Source organism: Rhizobium sp. TH135 (assembly GCF_002855515.1).
Lineage (GTDB): Bacteria > Pseudomonadota > Alphaproteobacteria > Rhizobiales > Rhizobiaceae > Allorhizobium.
In genome coordinates, this window is the sequence record NZ_PKRP01000001.1 from 908,257 (window position 1) to 932,189 (window position 23,933).

Here is a 23,933-nt window from a genome sequence, read left to right on the forward strand (position 1 = left end):
CCGGCTTCCTCCAAGCCGACGGGCAGTCTCATTGCGGATCGGTGACGAAATCCCCGCCCCGGCAATTCTTCAGATAGTTGAGGCCATGCACCTGGCCGGTCATTTCCAGCGCGTCGCGATAGACGGGATCGTGCCAGCCCTCGATATCGATCGAGCCGGACCAGCCCGCGAGCCGAAGCTCCGAGATGACATCGGTCCAGTTGGTATCGCCGAAGCCAGGCGTGCGCATGAAGACGAAGGGGTGTTTTCCGAAAACCCCATGCTCCCGGATCACGTCCCAGCGGATAGTCGCGTCCTTGCCATGCACGTGGAAAAACTTGTGCGCCCATTTGCGAATCTGCGGGATCGGGTCGATCAGATAGACCATCTGATGGCACGGTTCCCACTCAAGCCCCATGTGATCGTCCGGCGTCTCGTTGAAGATCAGCTCCCAGGCGTCAGGATTGTGGGCGATGTTCCAGTCACCGGTCTGCCAGTTGCCGTCCATGGCGCAGTTTTCGAAGGCGATCTTGACGCCCTTGTCCGCCGCCCGCTTGGCAAGCTCGCTCCAGATTTCGCGATAGCGCGGCAGGCTCTCCGTCAGTGGACGGTTACGAATGCGCCCCGTGAACCCAGCGACGCAGGTCGCGCCGAAATGATGCGCGTTGTCGATACAGTCCTTCCAGCCCTGAAGGGTCTGCATATCCATGTCGGTCTCTTCCAGCGGATTGCCGAACATGCCGAGTGTCGAGATGGTAATGTCGCGATCACCGATCGCCTCGACGCAACGCTTGCCGAGATCGGCGAGATTTTGACCGTTGGTGGTCTGCCAGAAGAAGGGCTCGAAGCTCTCGAAGCCCATATCGGCGATCTGTCCGATCCGCTCGGCCGCCTTGCCGCTGCTGGCGCTGACCATGGTGCCGATACGAATGGATTTTGCAGGATTGCTCACGGGCTCAATGTCCTTCGACTGAAATGCTGACGGGAAGTCCGGTTCGAGCGCTTTCGATTGCGCCGAACACCATGGACAGGCTCTTGATATTGTCGTCGCTCACAGTCTCGGGCTTCCGCCCGGACTTCACCGCGTCGATGAATTCGGCGAGCACGCTCCGATGTCCGTGCGTCTCGTCCTCGTCAGGCGCCAACGGCACGGGCAAGATTTGCTGACCGCGCAGCAGGCCCGGCTCATTGCCGGCGACCGTCGCCTCGAAAGTCTCCTCGCCGTCCCAGGTGATCATGCCCTTCGAGCCGACCAGCCTCCAGGCGCTCTCCCAACTGGTGCGACGCCCTTCGGCGCACCACGAGCCGCGATAGGTGAAGACGGCATCACCCGACAGCTTGAAAATGGCATTCGCCGACGCGCCATGGGCATACCAGGAGCCGGACGGATTGCTCTCGACGCAATAGACCGAAAGCGGCTGCTTGCCGGACACGAAGCGAGCGGCGTCAAAGGTATGGATCGCCATGTCGAGCAGCAGGACATTGTCCATGGCTTCACGAAACCCGCCGAAATGCGGGGCGATGAAGAAGTCGCAGTGGATGCCCGAGACGTCGCCGATCAGTCCGTCATCCACGGCGCGGCGCAAGCGCCGGATGCCCGCAATGAAGCGGCGGTTCTGGACGACGGCATGCACCCGTCCCGTTTCTGCCGAGAGCGTAAGCAATGCCTTCGCCTCATCCATGGAGGTGGCAAGCGGCTTTTCGGAGAGGACATGGCAGCCAAGCTTGAGCGCGGTCGAAACGACAGCGAAGCGCGCCGCAGGCACGACCACGTCGAACAGCATGTCGGCCTGCGTTGCCTCGATGACGGATCCGAGATCCGTATCGATCACCACGCTCTCGAGACCAAATTCGGCTGCAAGCGCTTTCGCCACCGAAAGATCGAGGTCGACGAGACCTACGATCTCGACATCGCGGCTGAGGTCAGAAGCAGACTGAAGCGCTCGGAGCCAGCCTTTGGCCATAGCTCCGCACCCGCACAAAACGGCCCTTGAAGTCACTGATATCCTCCCAAAGAATGAGCGGAACTCCTCTCCCGCACATCCCGTAAACGTTTACGACACTATGAACGAGGCGGCCCATGTGTCAATAGAGATTTCGTAAACGATTACGGCGTGCGTTTCAGCGGAGGGGTTGATGAAGGGCATCCGGCAACTGGCCGAACATCTCGACATATCGATCGGGACGGTGTCTCGCGCGCTGAACGGCAAGCCCGATGTCAACGAAGAGACGCGCAGGCGCGTGCTCGAAGCTGCTGAACAACTGGGCTATGTGGCAAACCAGGCGGGCCGCTCCCTGCGCAAGGGAGCAACCGGCATCATCGGCTTCATGATGCAGACGGGCCACGACATCACCGGCCAAGGGGACACCTTCTTCATGCGCGTCTTCGATGGCGTTCAGACCGTGCTCGCGCGCCATCAGCTTGACCTCGTCGCGCTGCTCTGTTCATCGGAAGAAGATCCGGACGCCTATCTGAAGCGCATCGTCGCCCGGGGCTTTGTCGACGGCATCATCCTGTCTGCGACGCGCTTCCAGGATCCTCGCTTCGAGCTTCTACACAAGACAAAGATCCCCTTTATCACACTCGGGCGAAGCCAGACCGATGTCGGCCAACCCTGGTACGATTTGGACTTCGAAGGCATGGCCGAGGATGCGCTGGAACGCCTGATCGCCAAGGGGCATCGTCGGATTGCGATCAGCAGGCCGCATGGCGACATCAACCTTGGCCACGTCTTCGAAAACCATTGCCGGGTGGTTCTTGCCCGGCACGGGCTCGAGCTCGATGCCGCCCATATCTATCGCTCTGGGCCAAACGAACCGGGCGGCTATCATGTCGCCCAGCAGGTGATGAAATCACGCGAACGTCCCTCCGCGATTATTCTGTTGAACGAGGCGACCGTGGTCGGCTTCTATCGCGGCTTGCAGGAGGTGGGCTTGAAGCCGGGCAAGGACATTGCCGTCATCGGCCAATACAGTCCCCAGGCGCAGTTTCTGAACCCGGTCCTCACCTGCTTCCGCCCGGATCTGAGGGCACTCGGCGTTGCCTTGGCAGAAAGCCTGCTGGCGACCATGCCGGATCTTGCCCAGCATTATCCCGAGGCCGTTCGCCGTCGGCTTTGGCCGATGACCCTTATCGAAGGGGAAAGCGGTTGAGGAGCGGCGCGGGCTGAACACTCAGGCCCGCAGCGCTTCCTGACGGTAACCCGTATCGATCGTGACCGTTCCGCCCACCGCGCGCGAAACGCAGGCGCACATCTTCTCGCCTTCATGCCGCTCTTCGGGGGAGAAGAACACATCGCGATGATCGATCGGCGTCGAGGCGTTTACGATGTTGACGGCGCAGAGACCGCATTCGCCACGACGACAGTCGTAGACCATGTCGATCCCCGCCTCCATCAGCGCATCCAGCATCGTCTGGTCGGCGCGGACATCGACGGTCCGGCCATATTGCGGCACAGTGACCGAGAACGGCTGCTCGGCAAACCGGCCGCTATCGCCGAAGACTTCGAAGCGCAAGCGGCTCATCGAGCGGCCGCTTTCCCGCCAGGTATTGCGCGCAGCCTCCAGAAGCCCATGAGGACCGCAGATATAGGCCTCGCCATCGACAGGCAGGGCGGCAAATTCGGCTTCGAGATCGAAGGCCTGCCCCTCATCCTGGACGAAGCTTGCGAGGCCCTCGCCCAGCAGGGACTGCAACTCCTCAGCAAAAGCCATCTGCGCCCGACTTTTGGCCCCATAGATCAGCCGCACGGACTGACCGCGCGCGACAAGCGCCTTCGCCATCCCGTAGATCGGCGTGATCCCGATGCCGCCGGCGATCAGCAGATAGCGCGACGCCCGCCAGGAGAGCTCGAAGCGGTTTTCCGGCTCTGTCATTTCCGTCTCGTCGCCGATGGCGAGGCTCCAGACAAAGGCCGAACCACCCCGGCTGTTCGGGTGCAGCTTGACGGCGATCTTCAGTGTGCCGGGAGCACTCGGCAGAACCGTATAGGTACGGATCGCCGGCTCACCACGGATGACGACCTTGATATTGGTGTGCGACCCGGGATCGAAGGCAGAGCGGAGACCCTCAACCGCAAAGGTCACGGCCCGGACATCCTCCGCCGGGTTTTCGATCGATATGACGCGCGCTGCACGCCATTCCAGCTTGGAACGCATGAAGTCCTCCCAGTCTATGTTTGGTGACCCGATCAGCCCGCCATGAGGGCGAGCGCCAGAACCTTCCGGCGCAGATCGGGCTGCTCCTCCAGCACGAAATCGAGATTTTGTCGCGCAAGCCGCGCATGTTCGCGTGCCAACGCTTCCGCCCGTGCGCCCTCGCGCAATTCGATCGCCGCAACGATCGCCTTATGCTGCGCCTGCGCGACGACCAGCGTGCGGTAAAAGGCCGGCGCATCCGCTTCCGTGTTCACGAACGCATTCGGACTGGCGAAAGGCAGGCTGGTCATGCGCTCGACCTCTCGCCGCAAGACCTCGCTTCCAGCCAGATCCCAAAGCAGCCGATGGAATTTGCCATTCAGCGTCTCGTAGCGCTCGAAATCCATGGCATGGGCTTCGGTCGCGAGCACCTCATCAAGCTGCGCGACAACCTCGCGAATGGCCTTCATCCGCGCAGGCGTCACGCCCCGCTCGGCAGCAAGCCGCGCAGCGGTGCCCTCAAGCACGCCACGTAACTCGATGGCGTCGATCACTTCCTGCCGGCTGAACGAACGCACGGCATAACCACCGGACGGGATGAGCGTCACCAGCCCCTCCTGCTCCAGCCGCTGTAACGCGGCGCGAAGCGGCGTGCGCGAAACGGACAGACGCTCCGCGAGCGCTACCTCCGACAACCGCTCGCCAGGCTCGATCTCACCCGTCAGGATGAGATCGCGAAGGCCGAGCAGCGCCTTTGCCGTTTGTTGTTTGGGAGCGCGGTCCGGATCAGCACTCATGCCACACTACTCCGCCGCCACCGCATGTGGCCCAGCCTGGGGCTTCAACTCGGCATCGATCATCCGATCGATCAACTTGCGCGCCCACATCGAGCCGGCATCGATGTTGAGGTTGTAGAACTGGTGATCGGGATTGGCCTCGATCGCCCGCTGCTGTGCCTCCAGCACCTCTTCATCCTCACGGAACACACCGGCGACCCCTTCGCGAAGCTCATGGGTGCGCGCCTGGTTGCCGAGGTCATAGTTGCGGGCAAAGGCCCAGAAATAGAGACAGGTCTTGTCCGTCGCCGGGGTTATCGTGTTCAGAACGTAGCCGTTTACACCCTTGGAGCGGTCACCCTGCTTGGCGCCGGTTCCAGCTTCGGCAACACCTACGTCAATTGTGACGGTGCAGGGCGCCTCGAAGCGGATGATCTGCCAGCGATCGACTTTGCCCGGGCGACCGAACTGCTTGCGCCAGAACGGCGGCGGGTCGATGTCTTCCATCCAGCGGGTGATATAGGCGAAGCGGTCTGAGTGGCTCGCCTCGAACGGCGCCTCGGCAACAGCGCGATTGCCGATCGAAGAGCCATGCACGAAGGTTTCGTGCGTCAGGTCCATCAGATTATCGACGACGAGGCGATAGTCACACTTCACCTCGATCAGCTTGCCATCGGCTGCCCAGTCGGGATCCTGATTCCAATGCATGTCGGGCACGAGCGCCGGATCAGCAAGCGCCGGATCGCCGGGCCAGATCCAGATGAAGCGGTGCTTCTCGGCAATCGGATAGGACTTCACGCAAGCCGACGGATTGATGGTGTCCTGGGATGGCATGTATACACAGCGGCCCGTCTCGTCATATTCGAGCCCGTGATAGCCACAGATCACATTGTCGCCTTCGAGGCGCCCGAGCGACAGCGGCACCAGTCTGTGCCAACAGGCATCGGCGAGTGCGACCGGCGTCCCATTCTCCTTGCGATACAGCACGACTGGCTTGTTGCAGATGGTCCGCGGCAGCAGCTGGCGCTTCAGCTCCACGTCATAGGCTGCAGCATACCAGGCATTCAGCGGAAAGGTGGGTTTGGACATGACAGCTCCTCCTCTATCGCGATCAGAGAGCCATACTGTATACAGGATGTCAATCATCTGCACGAAATACGCGAAATCGAGCGCCGGAGCCTGCCGCCATCTCACCGAATGTATACATGGCATTCAGCGCGCAGCGCCGTCGTCACCCGACCCCCTGAACGATCCGACACCTGAACTCAGCAGCGAAAGACTTGTCTTAATCAGAAAATCTGATACGTATTACCTATCCAGGGAGGACCGAATTGAGCAGCCGTTTTCTGATGATCACGCCGGAAGACGGCAAGGATGTCCTCAAGTGCCTGGCTGCGCCGGCGCGACTTGCGATCCTGGAACTGCTTCATGCTAGAGGCGCGCTCAACGTCAACGAAATCGCCGAAGTCCTGGAACTGCCACAGTCGACGACCTCCACCCATCTCAACCAGATGGAAGAGGCCGGCCTCATTCGCACCGAGGTCCAGAAGGCGCGCAAGGGAAGCCAGAAGATTTGCCACGCGGTGCATGACGAGATCGTGCTGACCTTTACCCGCCCCAACGAGGCAACGGACGAGGCGATCGAAGTCGCGATGCCGGTCGGCCTTTACAGCGGCTACGAGGTCTACGCCCCCTGCGGCATGTGCGGGCCGGACGCCATTATCGGCTACCTAGACAACCCCGACACTTTCCTCTCACCGGACCGCATGAAAGCCGGACTTCTCTGGTTTACCAGGGGCTACGTGGACTATCAGTTCCCCAACAACGCCAGGATTAAAGGCGCGCCGATCCGCGAACTGGAACTGCTCATGGAGCTCTCCTCCGAGGTCCCCGGCACCTCCGACAACTGGCCCTCGGACATCACCATTTCGATCAATGGCAAGGCGGTGGCGACCTGGACATCGCCCGGCGATTTCGGCGACCGGCGCGGCAAGTTCACGCCCGATTGGTGGAAGCTTCGGGGCAGCCAATATGGGGTGCTGAAAAGTTTCCGTGTCACGGAAGGCGGCACCTTCATCGACGGCATGCGGGTTTCCGATGCCACGCTTGAAGACCTGGAATTGCTCGACCACCGCTCGATCCGCGTCAGGATCGAGGTGCCGGAAAAGGCAGAACATCCCGGCGGAATCAACATCTTCGGCCGCGGCTTCGGCAACTATGACCAGGACATCGTCCTGCGCATCAAGACCTGAACGACCCTCGATTTTTCCCTGCATATTGCCGGATTGACCTCCGGACGATCCCGTGTATCATATCGCCAATTATGATAGATATCCGATAAACGGATATATACGGAGGAAATAAACATGCGGGCTGTCGGCACCGTTCACCGCGACTATAAAATCAGCACGATCGATCCGCGCCTCTATGGATCCTTCGTCGAGCATCTCGGCCGCGCGGTCTACACCGGCATCTATGAGCCCGATCACCCGACTGCCGACGCAAACGGCATGCGCCAGGACGTCATCGATCTCGTGCGCGAACTCGATGTTCCCGTCGTGCGCTATCCCGGCGGCAACTTCGTTTCGGCCTACAACTGGGAAGACGGCATCGGCCCGAAGGAAGACCGCCCGGTCCGCCTCGACCTCGCCTGGCACACCTCGGAATCCAACCAGGTAGGCATCCACGAATTCGCCGACTGGGCCAAGGCCGCCAACACGGAAATGATGCTGGCCGTGAACCTCGGCTCACGTGGTCTGGATGAAGCCCGCGCCTTCCTCGAATACGTCAATCATCCGGGCGGCAGCTACTGGTCGGATCTGCGCCGCAAGAACGGACGCGAAGAGCCCTGGGACGTCAAGCTCTGGTGCCTCGGCAACGAGATGGACGGTCCCTGGCAAATCGGCCAGAAGACCGCCGAGGAATATGGCCGGGTCGCCTTCGAGACCGCCAAGGCCATGCGCGCCTTCGACAAGTCGATCGAACTCGTCGTTTGCGGCTCCTCCTCTCCCAAGATGCCGACCTACCCGGCTTGGGAAGCGACCGTTCTCGACTACACCTATGACAGCGTCGATTACATCAGCCTGCACATGTATTTCGAGAACCACGCTGGCGACACCGCAGCCTATCTGGCGCAGAACGCCCGCCTGGACGACTACATCGAGACCATCGCATCCGTCATCCGCGTCACCAAGGCGAAGAAGCGCTCGAAGAAGGACGTCTATATCAGCTTCGACGAGTGGAACGTCTGGTACCATTCCAACGAAGCCGACCGGAAGGTTCTGGAAGGCCGTGATGGCTGGCCGCATGCGCCGGAACTCTTGGAAGACATCTACAATTTTGAGGACGTGCTGCAGGTCGGCTGCATCCTCAACACCTTCATCCGACGTGCCGATGTCGTGAAGGTCGGCTGCCTCGCGCAGCTCGTCAACGTCATCGCGCCGATCATGACCGTGCCCGGCGGCCCGGCCTGGCGCCAGACGACCTACTACCCTTACCTCTTCGCCTCGCGTTATGGCCGCGGCACCTCCTACCAGCTGCCGATCGACTGCCCTGGTTATTCGACCGAATTTGCAGACGCCGTTCCCTATCTCGACGTCTCTGCCGTCGAGAGTGACACCGACGGCGCGCTCACTCTCTTCATCGTCAACCGCCACGAGACTGACGCCATCGCTCTTGATGTCGCGCTCGAAGGCTTCGGCGATCGAAAGGTGATCATGGACAAAGTCCTCACCGGCCATGCGCTGAAGGATGTGAACGACCCGGACAAACAGACGGTTGCGCCGGTCGATGGCAGCGGAGTTGCCGTCGAGGGCGGTCGCCTCACGGCAGAGATCGCCCCGCTCAGCTACCGGATGATCCGGCTCGGCCAGTAACCCAATCGACGACGGGGAGGAGAAACCATGTCGGCTTCGATTGAAATTGACAACGTCACCAAGCGCTACGGCGCATTGACAGTACTCGAGGACATTTCACTGTCCATCGAGGCGGGGGAATTCGTGGTCTTCCTGGGGCCTTCGGGCTGCGGGAAGTCCACCCTGCTCCGTATGATCGCCGGTCTGGAGGATGTGACCTCCGGCACCATTTCGGTGAGCGGCAGCCGCGTAGACACATTGCCACCCGGCAAGCGTGGTGTCGCCATGGTCTTCCAGTCTTATGCGCTTTATCCGCATATGACGGTGAAACAGAACATGTCCTTCGGTCTCGAAAACATAGGGATGCGAAAGGACGAGATCGAGGCCCGCGTGCTTGCCGCCGCAGAAACGCTCGAGATCGGGCACCTGCTCGACCGCAAGCCGCAGAAGCTCTCCGGCGGACAGCGCCAGCGCGTGGCGATCGGTCGTGCCATCGTCAAGGAGCCCAAGGCTTTCCTGTTCGATGAACCGCTGTCGAACCTCGATGCGGCGCTACGTGGCCGCACACGCCTCGAACTGGCACAACTCCACCACCGTCTCGGCTCGACGATGATCTTCGTCACCCACGACCAGGTGGAGGCGATGACGTTGGCCGACCGGATCGTCATCATGAACGCGCGCAAGATCGAACAGATCGGCACGCCGATGGATGTCTATCAGCGGCCCGCCAGCAAATTCGTCGCGAGCTTTATCGGCTCACCGGCCATGAACTTCCTGCCCGTCACCGGCTGGATGCAGGGCAGCACCGGCCTGGCGGTAAGCACGGCTGGTCTGGGACCCGTCGAAACGGGCTTCCAAGTCCCCGCCGGCACGCCATCGGAAGGGGCGACGATCGGCATTCGCGCAGAAGACATCACGGTCCTCACCGATGGCGGCGCCGGTGTGCCGCTAACTGCAGAAGTCGTCGAGCGGCTCGGCGATCGCTCGCTCGTCTATGGCGTGCTCGATGATGGCAGCAAGTTCGTCGTGGAAGCCGACGGCCGCTCGCTGATCAAGGCCGGTGATCGGCTGATGCTCTCTCTCGACCCCAAGGCTTTTCATCTCTTCGGTGCCGACGGCCGTGCCTTCTTCAAGGAGGCGGACTGACATGGCCGAGAGTTATCGCCGCAGCCAGTGGAGCAATGGGCTCTTCATCCTGCCTTATCTGCTGGTCTTCATCGCCCTGCTCGTGTTTCCGCTGATCTGGGGCATGTGGCTGAGCCTGCACAAGGTCGACCTGTTCGGCCCCGGTCGCTTCGTCGGCCTGACCAACTACATCAGGGTCGCCGGTGATGCCGTATTCCTGCAGGCGCTTCGCAACACCATCCTGTTTGTGGTGGTAAGCGTGCCCACGCTGGTCGCCTTGGGCTTGTTCCTGGCGCTGGCGCTCAACCGCACGACACGCACCACGAGTTTCTTCCGCGGCCTGTTCTTTTCCTCGTCGGTGCTGTCGGTCACCATCGTCACCTTGATCTGGCGCTTCGTCTTCATTCCCAGTGACGGCCTCCTGTCCGTGCTCTTTGCGCAGGCAGGGATCGACCAGATCAACTTCATCTCGACCAAAGGCTGGTCACTCTTTGCCGTTGGCGTCGCGACCGTCTGGTGGTGCATCGGCCTGCCGATGATGCTCTTCCTTGCCGCCCTCCAGCAAGTGCCGCAGGACCTCTACGAAGCAGCGGCGCTCGACAATGCCAGCCGCTGGCGCGTGCTCACCCGCATCACCCTGCCCTCGATCGCCCGCACCATTATGCTGGTGACGATCATCCAGACTGTCTTCCAGTTCCAGCTCTTCGGCCAGGCGCAGCTGATGACCAATGGCGGCCCGAACGGATCCTCGCGTCCGCTCGTGATGTACATCTACGAAGTCGGCTTCGTCCGCTGGGACGTCGGCCGTGCGGCAGCCGCCTCGCAGTATCTCTTCCTCATCATCCTCGTCGCGGCCATGGCGCAATATGTCGTGTCCTCGCGCAAGACGGAGGACGGCGCATGAACCGGTCGAACGACACCTACAAGCCGGAAGTCCTGACCGCCAACCGCTCGCTGCTCTGGGGAGCCGCCCTCTTGTCCGTCGTCATGATGGCGCCGGTGGCCTGGCTGGTCGGCCTCTCGATCAAGAGCAACCAGGATTTGATGATCGGCACGGATTCGGTTTTCCGCGCGCCCTATACGATCGCGAACTACCTGAACATCTGGCACTCATCCCAGGTCTTTGGCTGGTTCTTCAACAGCCTCGTCGTCGCAACCGGCCAGACGCTGCTGGTGCTGATCCTGTCTTCCCTCGCAGGCTATGGCTTTGCGCGCCTCGAGTTTCCATTCCGCCGCACTCTGTTCATCATCGTGCTGTTCGGTCTCGCAGTACCCGAACAGGCGGTCATCATCGCCCGCCACCAGATGTTCAACTGGTTCGGTCTGCACAACACCTATCTCGGCCTGATGCTGCCGGGTCTATCGGGCGCCTTCGGGGTCTTCCTGATGACGCAGTTCTTTCGGGCAATCCCCAAGGAGATCGACGAAGCAGCGCTGCTCGACAACGCCTCACAATGGCGGATCTTCTGGAAGGTCATGCTGCCGCAGACACTGCCCGCCCAGGCGACCCTCGGCATTTTCACCTTCCTGCATGGCTGGAACGACTACTGGTGGCCGCTGATCTCGGCGACCCGGAAAGAAATGTACACGCTGACGGTCGGCCTTGCCTCGTCTCAGTCGAACTTTGCCCAGAGCGAGGGTCTGGGCTTTCTCGCCGCGCAGGCTGTGTTTGCCAGCGTACCCGCGCTCATCGTCTACGTGATCTTCCAGAAACACATCGTAACCGCCGTTTCTGGTGGCGCGGTGAAGTGAAGCCTACCCGGCCGGAGAGGAGCCGGCCGGCTTTGTTCAACAGGGCAATCAGCCCGACATAAGGGAGTGAGACATCATGAAACGCATTCTACTGACGACTGTCGCCATGATCGCGCTGAGCCAGGGCGCATCGGCACAAGAGCAGACGAAGATCGAGTTGCAGCGCTTCTTCGGCGCTTGCGAAGCGGAATATGGCAACGTCACGGATGTCTCAGCCGCGGTTGGCGAATGCGGCATCATCACCGCGCTCGTCAACAAGTTCGAAGCCGACAATCCGGATATCGACGTCAACGTGACCACGGTCGAATGGCCGGGTTATGACCAGCTGAACGCCCAGCTCGCCTCAGGTGCTGCACCCGACGTCGTCTCGATGCATTACTCCGCGATCTCGGACTACCAGAGCCGTGGCCTGATCGAGCCGATCGACGAAGTGCTCGCCGCTCAGGGCATCGCACCCGACAGCTTCACCGATGCAGGCCGCAACGGCGTGACCAAGGAAGGACAGCTCTTCGGCCTGCCCTTCGACAACTGGACCATGCTCTTCCACGTCAACCTGAACCTGATGAAGGAAGCCGGTCTGGTCAACGCGGATGGCACGCCGATCCTGCCGACCTCCGGCGAGGAGCTGATCGCGCAGGGCAAGCAGTTCACCGAAAAGACCGGCAAGCCCTACCTCATCCAGATCATGGCCAATGAGACGGCGTCCTACACGCGCATCCTCTACACGCTGCTGCAGCAGCAGAATGCCGATTTCTTCGCCGATCCGACATCGATCAAGCTGAACACGCCGGAAGCCAAGGCGGCGGTCGAACTGATGAAGGCAACGAAGGACGAAGGTATCTCGACGACCGGTCTCGACTACGCCGCAGCCGTTTCGGGCTTCGCCAATGGCGAGGGCGGCATTGCCGTCAACGGCACCTGGCTGATCGGCGATTATGTCGCCCAGTCCGAAAAGGAAGGCACGGCCCTGTCGAACGGCTACACGGTCTACCCGGTCCCGCAACTCTTCCCGGCGCAGGACAGCACCTATGCGGATGGCCACAGCTGGGTCATGCCGAAGAAGGACCGCACACCGGAACAGGTGGAAGCCATCGGCAAGCTCTTCAAGTTCCTGGCCGAGAACGACTTTCAGTGGGCCCGCACGGGTCACCTGCCGGCGGCCAAGGCTGTCTTCGACATGGCCGAGTTCAAGTCCCTGCCGCATCGCGACAACATCGCAGAAATCGCCCAGACCGGTCGCTCGCTGCCGGCTGAAGTCCAGCGTCAGTTCGCCATCCAGGACATCATCGGCGAGGAAGTCGGCGCGGCCGTCAATGGCGACAAGCCAGTCGACGAAGCGCTGACATCGGCAGAAAGCCGCATCAACGATCTGCTCGCCGACATCTGATCGGAGATAAAACTCCCCCAAGGCCTCCCTGGCCTGCCCTGCACACTCCGGTGTGTGGGGCCTTTTTGGTGCGACAGATAGATCGGAGGAACTCGTTTTACCGCACCTGCCCGACCTTCAGCGGTCCCGCTCCGGCAGAAACGGCCCCTGACCCCACATGATTGACTTCTCGTGTCGCTCGATGACCTTCTTCAGATCGGTAAATTCACGGACGATGTGGTCCTGAAACTTCCGGCGGGCCGGATTGGGAAAGGTCTTCCGCTTGGTGATGATGCCCAGCGTACGTTCGGGCTGCGGGATATCGACGGGCACGATCGAGATCTTGTTCTCGCCTTTGAAGGAGAAGACCACCGAATGCGGCAGGATCGCCAGCGCATCGGTCGACGCGATGTAGTTCACCACGGAAAGCAGCGATCCGCCGGAATAGCGGACGGACAGCTCGCTGATCCCGAGCGTGATCAGGATGTTGTGCAGGTCGAGTACCAGCGGCGAGCCCGGCAGCGGCGCGACCCAGGGATAGGCGAGAATATCCTCGATGCTCAGGCGTCGCTTGCGCAAGAGCGGGTGACCAACAGCACAGGTGAGGACATTGCGGCCCGGCAAGATCGGCTGGAACTCGAAGTCGGTCTTGAGATCCGTGCTGCCGATCGGCGTGATCGCCAAGTCGATCTGGCTGGAATCAAGCTCGGTGAGCAGATCCGGCAGATTGCCGTAGGATTGCTCGACCATGATGTCGCGCTCACGAAGCTGGAAGGAGGCGATCATCTGCGAGATCACCGCATCCATGAAGAAGGGAACGCCGCCCACCTTGATCCGCCCGGCAGTCCCCGACTGAAAACTTCTGACGATCTCGACCGCCTTGCGCGAGGCGCCGAGGATCGAGCGCCCCTGGATGGCAAGCTGCTGTCCCAGTGGCGTCAACTGCAGGGGCCGCTTGCCCGGAATGAACAGCGGCTCCCCCACCCGTCGCTCCAGCATCGAGAGGGTGCGTGATACCGCCGGCTGGGTCATGCCGAGCATGGCGGCACCTTCCGTCACGCCTCCGGTTTCGGCGACGGCAGCAAGCTGAACCAGATGGCGCTCATCTATCTTCATAGCAATATGCTATATGGGACATAAGCAATTTTATCAACAGATGGCCCGGGCACCTATATAGTCTGATCATTGGGAAGGATCCGGTCTGACGCGAAAAGAACGGGAGCGGCAATTCAAACCGCTGGAGGACCTGTTCGTCAGGAAGCGGCACATCCCCTGCATTTGAAAATCTGGAGGAGAAGAAGCATGTCGTTCATCTCGGGTTACCATCACCTCACGCTGAGCACCGACGGTGCTCAGGAGGACTATGACTTTTACACAAAGACACTTGGCCTGCATTCAATCAAGCGCACAGTTCTCTTCGACGGCACCATCCCGGTCTACCACCTCTACTACGGTGCAAAGAGCGGCGATCCTTCGACGATCGTCACCACCTTTCCCTTCAAGAAGCCCGGCATTTACGGCAAGCGCGGCACCAACCAGTCGAAGATCATCCAGCTTTCGATCCCGGTCGGCTCGGCCGACTTCTGGGTCAACAGCCTGAACGCACGCGGCATCCCCGCGACCAAGACCAGCCGCTTTGGCATCACCCGCGTGGCGCTCGCCCACCCTTGCGGCATCGATCACGAACTGGTCGAGAGCCCTGCAGACACGCGCCCACCGATTTCCAATCAAGCTCAGGGCATAAGCGAGGCACACGGCATCCGGGGCATTTATGGCGCCGCGATCGCCGTCTTCGACCGCACTTCGATGGACGACTTCCTGACGGTCGGCATGGGCATGAAGAAGGAAGCCGACAGCGACGAGGGGTTGATGTTCTCGGTGCCGAACAATGGTGGCCCGTCGAGCATGGTCGAGGTGCTGCACCAGCCGAGCGGACCGCAGGGCACCTGGACGCTTTCGGGTGGCACCATCCATCACCTCGCCCTCAACACGGTCAACGAAGAGAACCAGCTGAAGCTGAAGGCGCATATCGAAGGCCTCGGCTTCACCGACGTTTCCGACCAGAAGGATCGGAACTACTTCAAGTCCTGCTATGTCCGCTCGCCGGGCGGCGCGCTATTCGAGATCGCCTGGTCGGTCGAAGGCGGCTGGGCGTTGGACGAGCCAGCAGACGCCATCGGCACCACTCTGGTCTTCCCGCCATGGTTCGAGGATCGCCGCGAGGAGCTGATCGCTGGCCTCGAACCCGCGAACTTCTGATCCGGGGGCGATCATGGCCATTCATGGCGAACCGCTCACCGCAGGTGTCGCACCGGCGGAAGCCGATGTTCTTTGCGTGTTCATCCACGGGCGAACCCAGTCGCCCGAGGACATGATCGAGCAGGTCGTCGGCCGGCTGGCCGTTCCGGGCGTCGCCTATTGCCTTCCGCGAGCAACGGGCAACTCCTGGTATGCAGCGCGCGCCACGGACGCACTGACGGACCCGACACGCAACGAATTGACGGCATCACTCGACTATATCAACGGGCTGGCGGGGGCCCTGCGACAGGCGGGCGGCGCGCAAAAGCCCCTCCTCATCGGCGGCTTCAGCCAGGGCGCCTGCCTGTCGCTTGAATATGCCATGGCCTTCGGCCCCTGGAATGGGGCCATGGTCAATCTCACGGGCTGCCGTGTCGGGCAGGCGCGCGATGAGCGCCCGTCGCGCGATCTCGACGGAATGCCCGTCTACCTCACCGGATCCGATCAGGATCCGTGGATCCCGGTCTCGGCTTTCGCGGAAGCCTCGGAAGCGCTTGGGAGGGCGCGGGCGAGGCTTCGCTGCGAGCTGTTTCCGGGTCGGACACATCAGGCCTCCGACATGGAGGTCAAAGCGCTCGAAGCCATGCTTCGGGATCTTGCGGAGGGCAGCCGACCATTTCGCCGCGTCGCGGCCTAGGTCAGGACAACAAGGGAGGAGGACAGCATGATTACGCGCAGAAAACTGCTGAAGGCGGGCGCCGCGACCGGTCTCGCCTATGGGCTCGGCGGCCTCGCCGCGCCGGCAATTGCTCAAGGAGCAAAGATCAAGCTCGGCTATGTCAGCCCGCAGACCGGGCCGCTGGCAAGCTTCGGCGAGAGCGACGCCTACAACATCGCCTCGTTCCTCGCGACCGAGGCAGGCAAGAACTTCGAGATCATCGTCAAGGACAGCCAGTCCAACCCGAACCGGGCAGCGGACGTGGCGAAGGAACTCATCCTGTCGGACGAGATCAACCTGATGCTCGTCGCCTCGACCCCAGAAAACACCAATCCCGTGGCGACAACCTGCGAGGCAGAGGGCATTCCCTGCATTTCCACCAAGGCGCCCTGGCAGCCTTGGTTCATCGGCCAGCAGGGCAATCCCGGCGATCCTGAGAGCTGGAAACCGTTCGACTTCGCTTACCATTACTTCTGGGGCCTGGAAGACGTCATTGCCGTCTTCACCAACATGTGGGCCCAGCTTGATACCAACAAGAAGGTCGGCGGCCTCTTCCCCAACGATGCCGACGGCAACGCCTGGGGCGATCCGAATGTCGGCCTGAAGCCGGGCCTGGCCCAGGCCGGCTTCGAGCTCCTCGATCCGGGCCGCTACCAGAACCTCACAGATGACTTCACCGCACAGGTCAATGCCTTCAAGGACGGCCAGTGCGACATCATCACCGGCGTCGTCATTCCGCCTGACTTCACCACCTTCTGGAACCAGGCCAAGCAGCAGGGTTTCAATCCGAAGGCTGTCACCGTCGCCAAGGCGATCCTCTTCCCGCAATCGGTCGAGACCCTGGGCCCCGCAGGCCACAACCTCTCCTCGGAGGTCTGGTGGTCGGCGCAGCATCCCTTCAAGTCATCGCTGACGGGCCAGAGTGCCGGCGAACTCGCCGCCGACTTCACCGCCAAGACCGGTCGCCCCTGGACACAGCCCATCGGCTTCATCCACTCGCTTTTCGAGATGGCGACCGATGTGATGGGACGCGTCGACGACGTGACGGACCCCGAGGCGGTCGCTGCGGCCATCGCCGCCTCCAAGGTCGACACCATCGTCGGCCGCGTCGAGTGGAACGGCCAGGGCGTGCCGCCCTTTGCGGCGAAGAACGTCACCAAGACCCCGCTCGTCGGCGGCCAATGGCGGCGCAAGGACGAGGGCACCTTCGATCTCGTCATCGTCGACAACAAGACGGCACCGAACATTCCGACCGCCGGCAAGATGGAAGCCTTGGCCTGAGGACACGACAGAGGCGGGCCCGCTCGAGCGGGCCCGTCAGCTTCCCCAGACGACTGCCTCTTCATGGCGTTTGATCAGGTGGCGGAGGTTCTCGAAGCTCGACCGCACGAAGGATGAAAACTGCTCGACCGCCGGAGACCGCGGCGCATCGACGCGCCGGAGGATCGCAAGCGCACGCTCCGGATGCGGAATGTTGATCGGCAGGGCCGTGATCGTCTTTTCCTTGCGCTGCGCAAAGACAACGCTGTGCGGCATGACAGTCAACGCATCCGCCGCTTTCAGATAATTGACCACACTCGCAAGCGATCCGCCCGAGTAGCGGATGCGGATCTCGGTCGCGCCAAACGAGAGCAGCAGGGCTCTCAAGTCTGCCAGCAGCGGACTGCCGGGCGGCGGGGCCACCCAAGCATAATCGAGAAGATGGGCCGGCTGAAGGCGGCGTTTCAGGAGCAGCGGATGCGTGACCCGGCAGGCAATGACATTGCGGCCAGGCAGGATCTGCTGGAAGGCAAGCCCGGAGCCTTCGTCGAGAATATCGATGGGGCAGATGGCCAGATCGATCTGATCGGCCTTCAGCGCCGCGCGAAGATCCGGGAAATAGCCATAGGACTGGTCGATCCGCACATCCGGATGTGTCGCCTGAAACTCCGCACACATGCCGGCAATCAGGGAATCCATGAAGAAGGGACTACCGCCCACCCGGACGACGCCGCTTTTGCCGACGCGAAAGCTCTCCATGAGGTCGGAGGCCTTGCGGGAGGCGGCCAGCATCGCAAGGCCATGTTCGGCAAGCGCAATCCCAAGCGGGGTCGGCTGCAAGGGGCGCCGTCCCCGGATGAAGAGCGGTTCGCCGATCCTCTTTTCTAGCATCGACAGAGTGCGCGACACCGCCGGCTGCGCGAGGCCCAGGAGGGCCGCACCTTCGGTCACGCCGCCCGTTTTGACCACGGCAGCCAGCTGGATCAGATGTCGCTCGTCGAACTTCATAACGGATTGTTATATTGCCACCCAAACAAATCATCAATCCTGCATGCAAGCCCTGCTAGCTTCCTCCCGACCAGCAATGCGGATTTAGGAGGAGATGCATGTCGCGGGCCGCCGAACTCATCACCTTCGATGAAGCGACGTCATCAGAGGCGTTCACGAGCCGCTTCGGCGCGCCCGATGATGCAACCGCTCGCCTGCTCTCCGCCGTGGTCTGTCATGTGCATGAACTCATCAAGGAGTTCCGCCCTACCCAGGAGCAGTGGCGCAAGGTCCTCGACTTCCTGACCGAAGTCGGCCACGCTTCGGACGAACGCCGCCAGGAATGGGTGCTGTTTTCGGATCTCGTCGGCGCTTCGGCGCTTGTGGAAGAGATCAACTCGCGTCGCCCCGCTGGCGCCACGCCCAATACGATCCGCGGCCCCTTCTTCCGGACCGATACGCCGGAGCGCGCGCTCGGCAGCTCGATTTCCCTGGATGGCATTGGTGAGCCGCTTGAGGTCGAAGGCCGGGTCGAAGATCTGGATGGCCTGCCGATCCCGACTGCCGAGATCATCACCTGGCAGGCGAACGCCGAGGGCTATTATGAAAATCAGCAGCCGGATCTGCAGCCGGAATTCAACCTCAGAGGCCTGTTCCGCGCCGACCAGGATGGACGCTTCCACTACCGGACCGTCAGACCCGCAGGCTATGGCGTACCCGGTGACGGTCCGGTCGGACGGCTGCTCGCGCAGGCAGGTTACCCTCTGCATCGCCCCGCACATCTGCATTTCGTCCTGCGCGCGCCGGGCTTCGAGACGATTACCACGCATATCTATGACGACAGCGACCCGCGGCTCGGGGAGGACGCCTTGTTCGGCGTGCGTCCGGAACTCGTTCGACCCTTCGAAACCGATGGTCGCTCAGGCACAAAGGTCAGCGTCAAGTTCGTCATGATCCGTGCGCGACCGGGGAAGAGCAAATGAAGACCTTTACCTATATCGGGAGCCCGGCCCGTATCGTCTTTGGCTCCGGCCGCAGCGCGGACATTGCCGCACACGTGGAAGCACTCGGCTGCCACCGCGCACTGGTGCTTGCAACGCCGCATCAAAAGGCTGATGCCGAAGCTCTCTCCGAGAGGCTTGGCGCCGTGTCTGTCGGCGTATTTGCCGGCGCCGTGATGCACACGCCGGTCGATGTCACTGAAACCGCGCTCAAACTCGTCCAGGATAGCCGCGCCGACTGCGTCGTCTCGCTCGGCGGCGGTTCCACCACAGGCCTCGGCAAGGCGATTGCCTATCGCACCGATCTGCCACAGGTCGTCATCCCAACGACCTATGCTGGCTCCGAAGTCACCCCCATCCTCGGCCAGACCGAAAGCGGTCGAAAGACGACAGTCAGGAATGCCAGCATCCTGCCGGAAGTGGTGATTTACGATCCGGATCTGACCCTTGGTCTTCCCGTCGGCATGAGCGTCACGAGTGGCCTGAATGCCATGGCCCATGCAGTCGAGGGCCTCTACGCCCAAGATCGCAACCCGGTCTCGACGCTGATGGCGCTCGACGGATTGCGCGCCTTCAAGGACAGCCTTCCGGTTCTGGTGAAAAGCCCTGAAGACACCGATGCGCGGGCGGAAGCGCTCTATGGCGCCTGGCTCTGCGGCACGGTGCTCGGCACCGTCGGCATGGCGCTGCACCACAAGATCTGCCACACGCTGGGCGGCTCCTTCGACACGCCGCATGCAGAAACCCATGCGGTCATGCTGCCGCACACAGCTGCCTTCAATGCGGAGGCCGCCCGTGACGAACTCGCGGCAGCCGCCGAACTCTTCGGCGGCTCGATCGGCGGGCGACTCTGGGACTTTGCCAAGTCTATCAGCGCGCCGCTGTCACTCAAGGAATTCGGGCTCACTGAAGCTGATCTCGATCGCGCTGCCGATATCGCCACCGAAAACCCCTATTGGAACCCGCGTCCGATCGACCGGACGTCGATCCGCACACTTCTGCAAAAGGCCTGGGAGGGCGTAAGGCCCGACTGACCGAGACGACATCTCGCGCTTGGCGCACTCTTTGGGAGGAGAGACGATGATGGGAGGAAACATGTTCACGAGACGCAAATTCCTGCAGACGACGGCAGCCGGTGGCGCCGTGCTCGCAACCTCGGGCCTCGCGGCCCCTGCGATTGCGCAGTCGGCAGCCGTGAAGCTCGGCTATGTCAGCCCGCAGACCGGGCCACTCGCGGGCTTCGGTGAAGCCGACAAGTTCGTCATCGACAGCTTCCTCGCAACCACGAAGAAGATGGGGCTGAACTACGAGGTCATCGTCAAGGACAGCCAGTCCAACCCGAACCGCGCGGCCGAGGTCGCAAAGGAACTGATTGTCGACGACGAGATCAACCTGATGCTGGTTTCTTCGACGCCGGAAACCACCAATCCGGTTTCTACCACCTGCGAAGCCGAGCAGATCCCCTGCCTGTCGACGGTCGCGCCCTGGCAGCCCTGGTTCATCGGACAGCAGGGCAATCCAGGCGATCCGGCCAGCTGGAAGCCGTTCAACTATGCCTACCACTTCTTCTGGGGCCTAGAGGACATCATCGCGGTCTTCACCGGCATGTGGGGCCAGATCGAGACCAACAAGAAGGTGGCTGGCCTCTTCCCGAACGACGGCGACGGCAATGCCTGGGGCGACAAGGTCGTCGGCTTCCCGCCGGTGCTGGAGAAGCTCGGCTATGGCCTGACCGACACCGGCCGCTACCAGAACCTGACGGATGATTTCTCCGCCCAGATCAACGCCTTCAAGCAAGCCGAGACCGAGATCCTGACCGGCGTGATGATTCCGCCTGACCTCACCACCTTCTGGAACCAGGCCAAGCAGCAAGGCCTCAAACCCAAGATCGCCTCGATCGGCAAGGCGCTGCTCTTCCCCCAAACCGTGGAAGCCTTGGGTGATGCCGGCCACAACCTCTCGACCGAAGTCTGGTGGACGCCGTCTCATCCGTTCAAGTCCTCGCTGACAGGCGAGACCGCTGCCGATGTGGCAACTGCCTTCACAACAGCGACCGGTCGCCCCTGGACACAGCCGATCGGCTTTGCCCATGCGCTCTTCGAACTCGCAGTCGACGTGATGAAGCGCGCCGAAGACGTGACGGATGGCGATGCGGTGGCCAAGGCGATCGGCGAGACCAAGCTCGACACGCTGGTCGGCCCGATCGCCTGGAACAACGCCAACCTGCCGCCCTTCGCACAGAAAAACGTCGCCAAGACGCCGCTTGTCGGCGGCCAGTGGCGCCTCAAAACCGGCGGCGGTTACGACCTCGTTGTCGTCGAGAACGGCCAGGCACCGAACATCCCGCTCGGCGGCAAGATGGAAGCGCTCAGCTGAGCCCTGTGAAGCGTGTGGCTGCGGTGCCCCGATCGTCGGGGCACCGCAAGCCTGACGGAGGAGTGTCCATGCCGATCTTGGAACTGAATGGTGTGTCGAAGTCCTTCGGGGCCCTTGTGGTCGCCGAGGATATCTCCTTTTCCGTCGAAGCAGGCGAGGCGCTTGGCGTCATCGGACCGAACGGCGCCGGCAAGTCGACGTTGTTCAATCTGATCACCGGCAACCTCTCCGTCGCCAAAGGCACTGTTCATTTCGATGGTCGTGACGTGACGAATGTCCCGCCGATGCAACGCTGCTTTGCGGGCATGGGCCGCACCTTCCAGATCCCGCAGCCTTTCGAGCGGCTGACGGTCTATGAAAACCTGCTCGTGGCCGGTGCCTTCGGCAGCGAAAGCAGCGAAGCCGAGGTCTCCGATTTCTGTGCCGAGATCCTCGTCGAGACCGGCCTCATCTCCAAGGCGAACCGCCCGGCCGGCAGCCTCACCTTGCTTGAGCGCAAGCGGCTGGAGCTCGCCCGGGCTCTGGCCACCAAGCCCAAGCTTCTCCTGCTTGACGAAATCGCTGGTGGGCTGACCGAAGGCGAGTGCCGGCAGTTGGTCGCGACGATCAAGCGCGTCCACCAGCGCGGCATGGCGATCATCTGGATCGAGCACGTTCTGCATGCCTTGAACGCGGTGGCGGAAACGATCCTCGTCCTCAACTTCGGACGGATGATCGGTCATGGCGATCCGCAGACCATCATGAACTCGCGCGAGGTGCGCGAAATCTATTTAGGCATGGAGGTCTGACAGATGAGCCTCATCGAAACGAAGAACCTCACCGCCTTCTACGGCGATTTCCAGGCCCTGTTCGGCGTCGATCTCGTTCTCGATCCGGGCGAGACGATCGCGGTCATCGGTGCCAATGGTGCGGGCAAATCGACATTGATGCGCTCGATAGCAGGCGTGCTACGCAATGATCCAGCGGCCGTCCTGCATCGTGGCCAGCCGATCGGCTCGCTTGCATCACCCGATGTCATGGCCCGCGGCATCGCGCTCGTGCCCGAAGGGCGTAGGCTATTCCCCTCACTCACGGTCGAGGAAAATCTTCTCGTCGGTCGCCACGGCCGAAAGGTGAATGGTCCCTGGTCGCTCGAAACGATCTACGAACTTTTCCCGATCCTGAAAGAGCGGCGCCGCAACCCCTCGACGGCACTCTCCGGCGGACAGCAGCAGATGGTCGCGATCGGCCGGGCGCTGATGTCCAATCCGGAAGTGCTGCTCTGCGACGAGCTCAGCCTCGGCCTCGCCCCTGTCGTCATCAAGGACATCTACGCCGCCTTCCCGCGCATCCGGGAAACGGGTGCGGCGATCGTCATCGTCGAGCAGGACATCGCCCAGGCACTGAAGGTCGCGGACCGGGTCTATTGCATGATGGAGGGCAGGGTCACCCTCGAAGGGCGCCCGGCAGAGCTCGACCGTGCCGACATCCACGCGGCCTATTTCGGAGCGGAACCCCATGAACTGGCTTGATACCATTCTCCAGGGCATTCTGCTCGGCGGGCTCTACGCCCTCTTTGCGGCGGGCCTGTCGCTCGTCTTCGGCATCATGCGGCTCGTCAATCTCGCCCATGGCGACCTGATCGTCTTCTCGGCCTTCCTGATCCTGTTGCTGGTCTCCACGCTGGGGCTCAATCCCTTCGTGGCGGCACTGATCGCCGGCCCGTTGATGTTCGGGATCGGATACCTGCTGCAATATCACCTGCTGAACCGGACACTGGGCAAGGACATCCTACCGCCGCTGCTCGTCACCTTCGGATTGTCGATCGTCATCCAGAACGGCCTGCTCGAAGCCTTCACCGCCGACAGCCAGCGCATCCCCGCAGGCGCACTGGAGCAGGCATCGCTCTCGCTCGGCGGTATCAATGCCGGCGTCATGCCGCTCCTGACCTTCGCCTCTGCCATCCTGGTCATCGTCGGCCTCAACCAGCTGATCTACAAGACCGCCCTCGGACGTGCCTTCCGTGCCACCTCCGACGATGTCGTCACCGCAGGCCTGATGGGCATCCGCCCGAACCAGATCTTCGCCATCGCAACCGGCCTTGCCATGGTGATCGTCACCATCGCAGCGCTTTATCTTGGCACCCGCGCCAATTTCGACCCGACTGCCGGCCCGGCGCGTCTGATCTATGCTTTCGAAGCCGTCATCATCGGCGGCCTGGGCTCACTCTGGGGCACACTTGCAGGCGGCATCATTCTGGGCGTCGCACAAACGCTGGGAGCCGCGATCAACCCGGAATGGCAGATCCTCTCGGGCCATATCGCCTTCCTGCTCGTCCTGCTGTTCCGTCCGCGGGGTCTTTTCCCGCGCGCTGTCGATTGAGGT

23 protein-coding genes are annotated in these 23,933 nt (G+C 62.0%); 16 read left to right on the plus strand and 7 right to left on the minus strand.

Annotated features, from left to right (window positions below):
• Window positions 1–28 precede the first annotated feature (28 nt).
• Window positions 29–931, minus strand: coding sequence for a sugar phosphate isomerase/epimerase (locus C0V73_RS04330; RefSeq protein ID WP_102018728.1), 903 nt, complete (start codon window positions 929–931; stop codon window positions 29–31).
• Between the two features lie 4 nt (window positions 932–935).
• Window positions 936–1,979 carry a Gfo/Idh/MocA family oxidoreductase gene (locus C0V73_RS04335; RefSeq protein ID WP_102018729.1) on the minus strand — a complete coding sequence of 348 codons (1,044 nt, stop codon included), beginning with the start codon at window positions 1,977–1,979 and terminating at the stop codon, window positions 936–938.
• A gap of 136 nt (window positions 1,980–2,115) precedes the next feature.
• Between C0V73_RS04335 and C0V73_RS04340 the strand changes: the two genes are divergently transcribed.
• On the plus strand, window positions 2,116–3,132 hold the full coding sequence (locus C0V73_RS04340; RefSeq protein WP_102018730.1) for a LacI family DNA-binding transcriptional regulator: 1,017 nt from the start codon (window positions 2,116–2,118) through the stop codon (window positions 3,130–3,132).
• Between the two features lie 21 nt (window positions 3,133–3,153).
• Here the strand turns inward: C0V73_RS04340 and C0V73_RS04345 are convergent, their stop codons facing one another.
• Genes C0V73_RS04345 through C0V73_RS04355 form a run of 3 tightly spaced genes read right to left on the minus strand, consistent with a single transcriptional unit; the run spans window position 3,154 to window position 5,981 of the window.
• On the minus strand, window positions 3,154–4,137 hold the full coding sequence (locus tag C0V73_RS04345) for a PDR/VanB family oxidoreductase (protein ID WP_102018731.1): 984 nt from the start codon (window positions 4,135–4,137) through the stop codon (window positions 3,154–3,156).
• A 32-nt stretch (window positions 4,138–4,169) separates the two neighbouring features.
• Entirely contained in the window at window positions 4,170–4,913 is a 744-nt protein-coding gene (locus C0V73_RS04350; protein WP_102018732.1) for a GntR family transcriptional regulator, read from the minus strand.
• Between the two features lie 6 nt (window positions 4,914–4,919).
• Window positions 4,920–5,981, minus strand: coding sequence for an aromatic ring-hydroxylating dioxygenase subunit alpha (locus tag C0V73_RS04355; protein WP_102018733.1), 1,062 nt, complete (start codon window positions 5,979–5,981; stop codon window positions 4,920–4,922).
• 242 nt (window positions 5,982–6,223) lie between these two features.
• Between C0V73_RS04355 and C0V73_RS04360 the strand changes: the two genes are divergently transcribed.
• The 6 genes from C0V73_RS04360 (at window position 6,224) to C0V73_RS04385 (ending at window position 13,010) form a co-directional block, all read left to right on the plus strand.
• The gene (locus tag C0V73_RS04360; RefSeq protein WP_102018734.1) at window positions 6,224–7,144 is read left to right on the plus strand and encodes a metalloregulator ArsR/SmtB family transcription factor; all 921 of its coding nucleotides are present in this window, start codon (window positions 6,224–6,226) and stop codon (window positions 7,142–7,144) included.
• A 114-nt stretch (window positions 7,145–7,258) separates the two neighbouring features.
• Window positions 7,259–8,767 (plus strand): alpha-N-arabinofuranosidase, encoded by a 1,509-nt coding sequence (locus C0V73_RS04365; RefSeq protein ID WP_102018735.1) that lies wholly within the window; start codon window positions 7,259–7,261, stop codon window positions 8,765–8,767.
• Window positions 8,768–8,794: 27 nt separating this feature from the next.
• Entirely contained in the window at window positions 8,795–9,892 is a 1,098-nt protein-coding gene (gene ugpC, locus C0V73_RS04370; RefSeq protein ID WP_102018736.1) for a sn-glycerol-3-phosphate ABC transporter ATP-binding protein UgpC, read from the plus strand.
• Window position 9,893: 1 nt separating this feature from the next.
• On the plus strand, window positions 9,894–10,775 hold the full coding sequence (locus C0V73_RS04375; RefSeq protein ID WP_102018737.1) for a sugar ABC transporter permease: 882 nt from the start codon (window positions 9,894–9,896) through the stop codon (window positions 10,773–10,775).
• Window positions 10,772–11,623: a carbohydrate ABC transporter permease gene (locus tag C0V73_RS04380; protein WP_102018738.1), complete on the plus strand. Its 852-nt coding sequence runs from the start codon at window positions 10,772–10,774 to the stop codon at window positions 11,621–11,623. The genes C0V73_RS04375 and C0V73_RS04380 overlap by 4 nt, the downstream gene beginning before the upstream one ends.
• Before the next feature lie 76 nt (window positions 11,624–11,699).
• Window positions 11,700–13,010 carry an extracellular solute-binding protein gene (locus C0V73_RS04385; RefSeq protein WP_102018739.1) on the plus strand — a complete coding sequence of 437 codons (1,311 nt, stop codon included), beginning with the start codon at window positions 11,700–11,702 and terminating at the stop codon, window positions 13,008–13,010.
• Between the two features lie 117 nt (window positions 13,011–13,127).
• Here the strand turns inward: C0V73_RS04385 and C0V73_RS04390 are convergent, their stop codons facing one another.
• Window positions 13,128–14,105, minus strand: a complete 978-nt coding sequence (locus C0V73_RS04390) for a LysR family transcriptional regulator (RefSeq protein ID WP_102018740.1) — start codon at window positions 14,103–14,105, stop codon at window positions 13,128–13,130.
• A gap of 186 nt (window positions 14,106–14,291) precedes the next feature.
• On the opposite strand from C0V73_RS04390, the gene C0V73_RS04395 reads away from it, so the two are divergent.
• From C0V73_RS04395 to C0V73_RS04405, 3 genes are read left to right on the plus strand one after another with little or no spacing between them, the layout of a single operon-like run.
• Complete coding sequence (locus C0V73_RS04395) at window positions 14,292–15,248, plus strand: VOC family protein (RefSeq protein ID WP_102018741.1); 957 nt, start codon at window positions 14,292–14,294, stop codon at window positions 15,246–15,248.
• A gap of 13 nt (window positions 15,249–15,261) precedes the next feature.
• A complete protein-coding gene (locus C0V73_RS04400) occupies window positions 15,262–15,924 on the plus strand; it encodes a phospholipase (RefSeq protein ID WP_172450005.1) in 663 nt (220 codons plus the stop codon).
• Window positions 15,925–15,951: 27 nt separating this feature from the next.
• Entirely contained in the window at window positions 15,952–17,226 is a 1,275-nt protein-coding gene (locus C0V73_RS04405; protein WP_102018742.1) for an ABC transporter substrate-binding protein, read from the plus strand.
• 36 nt (window positions 17,227–17,262) lie between these two features.
• Here the strand turns inward: C0V73_RS04405 and C0V73_RS04410 are convergent, their stop codons facing one another.
• Window positions 17,263–18,213: a LysR family transcriptional regulator gene (locus C0V73_RS04410; RefSeq protein ID WP_102018743.1), complete on the minus strand. Its 951-nt coding sequence runs from the start codon at window positions 18,211–18,213 to the stop codon at window positions 17,263–17,265.
• Window positions 18,214–18,311: 98 nt separating this feature from the next.
• Here C0V73_RS04410 and C0V73_RS04415 point away from each other — a divergent pair, with 98 nt between their 5' ends.
• The 6 genes from C0V73_RS04415 to C0V73_RS04440 all read left to right on the plus strand — a co-directional run bounded on the left by C0V73_RS04415 (window position 18,312) and on the right by C0V73_RS04440 (window position 23,930).
• On the plus strand, window positions 18,312–19,175 hold the full coding sequence (locus C0V73_RS04415) for a dioxygenase (protein ID WP_102018744.1): 864 nt from the start codon (window positions 18,312–18,314) through the stop codon (window positions 19,173–19,175).
• Window positions 19,172–20,227: a maleylacetate reductase gene (locus C0V73_RS04420; RefSeq protein WP_102018745.1), complete on the plus strand. Its 1,056-nt coding sequence runs from the start codon at window positions 19,172–19,174 to the stop codon at window positions 20,225–20,227. The genes C0V73_RS04415 and C0V73_RS04420 overlap by 4 nt, the downstream gene beginning before the upstream one ends.
• Before the next feature lie 61 nt (window positions 20,228–20,288).
• Window positions 20,289–21,569, plus strand: a complete 1,281-nt coding sequence (locus C0V73_RS04425; protein ID WP_102018746.1) for an ABC transporter substrate-binding protein — start codon at window positions 20,289–20,291, stop codon at window positions 21,567–21,569.
• Between the two features lie 68 nt (window positions 21,570–21,637).
• Complete coding sequence (locus tag C0V73_RS04430; RefSeq protein WP_102018747.1) at window positions 21,638–22,357, plus strand: ABC transporter ATP-binding protein; 720 nt, start codon at window positions 21,638–21,640, stop codon at window positions 22,355–22,357.
• Window positions 22,358–22,360: 3 nt separating this feature from the next.
• Window positions 22,361–23,080, plus strand: coding sequence for an ABC transporter ATP-binding protein (locus tag C0V73_RS04435; RefSeq protein ID WP_102018748.1), 720 nt, complete (start codon window positions 22,361–22,363; stop codon window positions 23,078–23,080).
• A complete protein-coding gene (locus tag C0V73_RS04440; RefSeq protein WP_102018749.1) occupies window positions 23,067–23,930 on the plus strand; it encodes a branched-chain amino acid ABC transporter permease in 864 nt (287 codons plus the stop codon). The genes C0V73_RS04435 and C0V73_RS04440 overlap by 14 nt, the downstream gene beginning before the upstream one ends.
• Window positions 23,931–23,933: the final 3 nt, after the last annotated feature.

Excerpts from the sequence above, each read along its gene's own strand:
- C0V73_RS04425 (WP_102018746.1), top strand. The coding sequence starts at position 20,289 with ATGTTCACGAGACGCAAATTCCTGCAGACGACGGCAGCCGGTGGCGCC.
- C0V73_RS04375 (WP_102018737.1), top strand. The coding sequence starts at position 9,894 with ATGGCCGAGAGTTATCGCCGCAGCCAGTGGAGCAATGGGCTCTTCATC.
- C0V73_RS04355 (WP_102018733.1), bottom strand. The coding sequence starts at position 5,981 with ATGTCCAAACCCACCTTTCCGCTGAATGCCTGGTATGCTGCAGCCTAT.
- C0V73_RS04415 (WP_102018744.1), top strand. The coding sequence starts at position 18,312 with ATGTCGCGGGCCGCCGAACTCATCACCTTCGATGAAGCGACGTCATCA.
- C0V73_RS04420 (WP_102018745.1), top strand. The coding sequence starts at position 19,172 with ATGAAGACCTTTACCTATATCGGGAGCCCGGCCCGTATCGTCTTTGGC.
- C0V73_RS04410 (WP_102018743.1), bottom strand. The coding sequence starts at position 18,213 with ATGAAGTTCGACGAGCGACATCTGATCCAGCTGGCTGCCGTGGTCAAA.
- C0V73_RS04345 (WP_102018731.1), bottom strand. The coding sequence starts at position 4,137 with ATGCGTTCCAAGCTGGAATGGCGTGCAGCGCGCGTCATATCGATCGAA.
- C0V73_RS04435 (WP_102018748.1), top strand. The coding sequence starts at position 22,361 with ATGAGCCTCATCGAAACGAAGAACCTCACCGCCTTCTACGGCGATTTC.
- ugpC (WP_102018736.1), top strand. The coding sequence starts at position 8,795 with ATGTCGGCTTCGATTGAAATTGACAACGTCACCAAGCGCTACGGCGCA.
- C0V73_RS04385 (WP_102018739.1), top strand. The coding sequence starts at position 11,700 with ATGAAACGCATTCTACTGACGACTGTCGCCATGATCGCGCTGAGCCAG.
- C0V73_RS04400 (WP_172450005.1), top strand. The coding sequence starts at position 15,262 with ATGGCCATTCATGGCGAACCGCTCACCGCAGGTGTCGCACCGGCGGAA.
- C0V73_RS04390 (WP_102018740.1), bottom strand. The coding sequence starts at position 14,105 with ATGAAGATAGATGAGCGCCATCTGGTTCAGCTTGCTGCCGTCGCCGAA.
- C0V73_RS04365 (WP_102018735.1), top strand. The coding sequence starts at position 7,259 with ATGCGGGCTGTCGGCACCGTTCACCGCGACTATAAAATCAGCACGATC.
- C0V73_RS04405 (WP_102018742.1), top strand. The coding sequence starts at position 15,952 with ATGATTACGCGCAGAAAACTGCTGAAGGCGGGCGCCGCGACCGGTCTC.
- C0V73_RS04350 (WP_102018732.1), bottom strand. The coding sequence starts at position 4,913 with ATGAGTGCTGATCCGGACCGCGCTCCCAAACAACAAACGGCAAAGGCG.
- C0V73_RS04430 (WP_102018747.1), top strand. The coding sequence starts at position 21,638 with ATGCCGATCTTGGAACTGAATGGTGTGTCGAAGTCCTTCGGGGCCCTT.
- C0V73_RS04395 (WP_102018741.1), top strand. The coding sequence starts at position 14,292 with ATGTCGTTCATCTCGGGTTACCATCACCTCACGCTGAGCACCGACGGT.
- C0V73_RS04440 (WP_102018749.1), top strand. The coding sequence starts at position 23,067 with ATGAACTGGCTTGATACCATTCTCCAGGGCATTCTGCTCGGCGGGCTC.
- C0V73_RS04380 (WP_102018738.1), top strand. The coding sequence starts at position 10,772 with ATGAACCGGTCGAACGACACCTACAAGCCGGAAGTCCTGACCGCCAAC.
- C0V73_RS04340 (WP_102018730.1), top strand. The coding sequence starts at position 2,116 with ATGAAGGGCATCCGGCAACTGGCCGAACATCTCGACATATCGATCGGG.